General features: G+C 43.2%; 3 protein-coding genes. 2 read left to right on the forward strand and 1 reads right to left on the reverse strand.

Features of this window, described 5'->3' with window-relative positions:
• Nucleotides 1-107: 107 nt before the first annotated feature.
• Nucleotides 108-1,355 (forward strand): hypothetical protein, encoded by a 1,248-nt coding sequence (locus PI95_RS34795; RefSeq protein ID WP_039754922.1) that lies wholly within the window; start codon nucleotides 108-110, stop codon nucleotides 1,353-1,355.
• 276 nt (nucleotides 1,356-1,631) lie between these two features.
• Here PI95_RS34795 and PI95_RS34800 read toward each other — a convergent pair whose 3' ends face one another.
• Entirely contained in the window at nucleotides 1,632-2,663 is a 1,032-nt protein-coding gene (locus PI95_RS34800) for an NADP-dependent oxidoreductase (protein WP_039754923.1), read from the reverse strand.
• 268 nt (nucleotides 2,664-2,931) lie between these two features.
• Between PI95_RS34800 and PI95_RS34805 the strand changes: the two genes are divergently transcribed.
• Nucleotides 2,932-3,753: a ParA family protein gene (locus PI95_RS34805; RefSeq protein WP_039754924.1), complete on the forward strand. Its 822-nt coding sequence runs from the start codon at nucleotides 2,932-2,934 to the stop codon at nucleotides 3,751-3,753.
• Nucleotides 3,754-3,830: the final 77 nt, after the last annotated feature.

A 3,830-nucleotide genomic window follows, 5' to 3' on the forward strand; every position in this document is an offset into this window, starting at 1 on the left:
TGTCGTGGGGGATCGAGGATCTACAAAACAAGGCTGTCCACATAAGGCGATGGGTTGTTGCAGGGCTATTCTATGCAGCTTCATATTAAATTGGTATCAGCAAAAGTATGGTAGAAGCTGCCTTCTCCAAAGCCAGTGAATACTTAGAAACGGCAAGGAACTCTACAGCCCAATCCGAACAACTTCCACTGGCGGCGGCTCTTCACAATATTAGCCACACTGAAGAAAGTCATTTGTACCAGGGGCGTAAGAAAGCCAGTGTAGCATTTGTTGCTTTCCCCGACCAAATCATCCGACAGCTGAAGGAATTACAATTCACCAACCTTTCTGTAGTTGGCACACACCAACCCAGCAGCGAACACAATGGACGCAACTGGCACGGTGAGGAAGTCTCCATCAAAATTGAACTGGATGCTGACCCCCGCGACCCCAATATCTCCCAACGTTGGGTGATAGCAGAAGGCAAGAAACTGGCTATGTTTAATAGTGAATCACCCCAACTGCCCACTGGCACAGAAGCTGTGGCAACAATCACTTCTCCCCCCAGTGCCTCAGTCATTATCACTTCGAGCAAAGGCAATCAGTTAAAGGTAGGGCAGATTAAAAAGTATGCTCTTAGCGATCGCTCGTTTCAAGGTGAATCATACACCATTTCCATTGGGTTCAAATCTAACTCTGACCATCGTAAACCGCCTACACCCCTTGCCCTAGTTAATGGCAAAGTGTTGGGGGTTATTGATAAAGATTCGTTTGCAGTACTGAGTGAAAAGGTGCAAGCAGCTAATCAATCTATAGAAAGTTTGAAATTTAATGCCACCATTCAATTTGCCCCGGCAACAACCGCCCATCTAATTATTGATCCAACGACTGTCAGGTATCCCGAAGAGTGGACAAATAAAGATGCGACGCAAGAGAGGGAAATTATTAAAGCTGAACTCGACAACGAAGCTCAAGGTGTCAACGCCAACACTCATATGACGCAAGAAAGTCAAATGATTAAAACTGAACTTTTAATTGACACTACACCAACGTCGAATGAACCCACAGAACCTAACCCTACTCCAACTATAATCCGTGAAAAATGGGAGCAAAATTTAATCACCGCCAGTATTAAAGCGATTCGCGCTCTGCCCCACAATCAAAATGCCATTATTCAAACGGCTCCTGTGGGCAGTAAACACACTGCTATTTATTCAACATCAAACAACACATTGCAAATCATTAACGATCAACAGCAAGTAGTTTACCAAGCGACAAGGGATCAAAGAGCCACAATTAACTACCTCACAGAAAAGCAAAAATCTTATTGGCAAACTTCTACAGGTAAAAACCAACAGTCTCAATCCGAACGTTAACAAAACGGCAATTAAAATTGCCCTATGGTTTAAATCCTTTTTGAGGCGTTGCATACCTTCAGCCAATAGTACATAATAGCAGAAATAAACCTACTATCTCAAACATCCAAAAACTTTGTATTTCAAGCTTTTTGATGCGTGAATGCGTGAATTACTCATAAAGCTTCCGGCATATCAACTCTTGGAGACGCTCCGCGTTAAGCGTTCGGTGAGCGTATAAGTGCGATTGAGAAGGAGAAGCGGTAATAGGCTCTTCTGGACTCTTTTTATAAACTTTCAGGTAGGTTCGTTTGAAACTTTAACAATCAGTTTTCCCTTCTTGTTGCCGTCGAAAAGTTTTAGGATCGCCTTGGGTGCATTTTCCAAGCCTTCGACAATCTCAAGAGCATATTTAATTTTTCCCTGGTTGAGCCACTGTCCAATCTCCGTTATCGCTTCATGAAATCGCGGTACATAATCCAAGATAATAAATCCCTGGACGAGAGCGCGTTTCATGAGAATTTGGCTGTAATTATAGGGACCAGGAACACGCTCGGAAGCATTATAAGTTGAGATTAAACCGCATAAAGGAATGCGTGCGTGTAGATTAATCTTGGTTAGGACGGCATCAAGGATTATTCCGCCAACATTGTCAAAATACACATCAATTCCATCGGGACAAGCTTGAGCTAACGCTTTTTCTAAATCCCCAGTTTTATAGTTAATTGCTGCATCAAAGCCAAGTTCTTCTGTAAGCCAACGGCATTTTTCATCACTGCCGGTTATACCGACCACACGACAACCCTTAATCTTGGCAATTTGTCCAACAATGGAACCAACTGCTCCTGCTGCGGCTGAAACTACTACAGTTTCTCCAACTTTTGGCTGTCCTATATCCAATAGCCCAAAATAAGCTGTGCAACCAGTAGCTCCTAGTGGTCCGGTAAATGCACTGAGCGGACAAGGCAGAGGATTGGGTAATCGCGTGATAGAAAAGCCACTGTTCCCAAGAGCGATCGCATAATCTTGCCAACCAAGCATACCCGAAACCAAATCCCCTTGTTTAAAATTGGGATTTTTTGACTCTTCAACCACACCTATAATACCGCCACGCATAACTTCTCCAATTTCAACAGGAGGCATATACTGCGGAGCGTCGCTCATCCAAATGCGATTTGTAGGATCTAGTGACAGATACATAGCACGTACCAGCACCTCACCTTCTTTTGGGCTAGGGATTGGCTCTTCTCGGTACTCAAAATCACTTTCTTTAATATCGCCCACAGGACGAGCTGCCAAACGAAACTGTCGATTTATCGCTTTAGTCATAAGTTTTTCGTTGATAATATACGGTGGTTCAATGTTTGGCGTTGCTGAAGAAAGGATATGAATTTGTTTCACGCAGAGGAGGACACATGAAAGTGCGAGGTGGATCAGTCAGCAACGTGTCCGTTCGCAGAGAGTAAAGGTTTAAGATCCTTGATTTTTATAGTTTCATACTTCAATTCAGGAACGCCCAATGTTCTCTTTATCATATATCGATATATGATGTCCCGATTTCGATATATGATGCTGAAAGAGCATTTAAATAAAAACCATGCAAGTTCGACTAGCTGTGATCAGCAATGCTGGTGGCAGTGGTAAAACTACACTTTCAGTTCATTTAGCCGTAGAATTGGCAAAACGCTCGTTATCTGTAGCCCTCATGGATCTTGACCCCCAAGGGTCGTTGACACTATTTTGTGGTTTGTCTCCCCCAGAACCAGAACATACGCTATCCGCTGTGTTGCAAGATAACTTTGATGGCTCTTGGCCCTTAACTCCCTGTTGGACAGAACATACAGATAAAGTGTTTATTTGTCAGGGCGGAATGGTATTGACACAAACGGCGGATGAAATGGTGTTGCATAAACGAGGAGCCTACCTTTTGGGTGACTACTTAACTGACCATCCACTGGAGCATGACCTAATTATCTTTGACTGCCCAGCTACCCTCGGTCCATTGCCTTTAATGGCTTTAGCTGCTTGTACGCATATAGTTATTTCCGTGCAACTAGAACCAAAGTCGATTCAAGGAGCAGCACATTTATTGGAATGGTATTACTACCATTGCAAGCACCTACGCTTAAAACCTGTTCCCGAAATAATCGGATTTGTCCCCAACCAATATGATTCCCGACGAGCGACGCATCGGCTTCTTCTTGAAGCATTGCCATCTCAGTTAGAGCAAATGAATATCCGTGCATTTGATGCTATTCGCGATAGTGCTGAATTTGTCAACGCTAGCGGACAAGGATTACCCCTACATATTCACCGTCCCAGCCATCCTGCTAAAAGTGATTTTAAAGAAATTGCTTCATACGTTGCAAATTTAATCGGAAATCAAAATAAGACAAGAGGTAATACCAATTCTCCATGAAGATGCACTAAATTATTAGAAGCAGAAACTTTCTTTGCTTTCTTCATGGGAAATAACTTTCGAGCCGAGGTATGTGA

It is taken from the genome of Hassallia byssoidea VB512170, from assembly GCF_000817785.2.
Taxonomy (GTDB): Bacteria; Cyanobacteriota; Cyanobacteriia; order Cyanobacteriales; family Nostocaceae; genus Hassallia; species Hassallia carrinoi.

Excerpts from the sequence above, each read along its gene's own strand:
- PI95_RS34795 (WP_039754922.1), top strand. The coding sequence starts at position 108 with ATGGTAGAAGCTGCCTTCTCCAAAGCCAGTGAATACTTAGAAACGGCA.
- PI95_RS34800 (WP_039754923.1), bottom strand. The coding sequence starts at position 2,663 with ATGACTAAAGCGATAAATCGACAGTTTCGTTTGGCAGCTCGTCCTGTG.
- PI95_RS34805 (WP_039754924.1), top strand. The coding sequence starts at position 2,932 with ATGCAAGTTCGACTAGCTGTGATCAGCAATGCTGGTGGCAGTGGTAAA.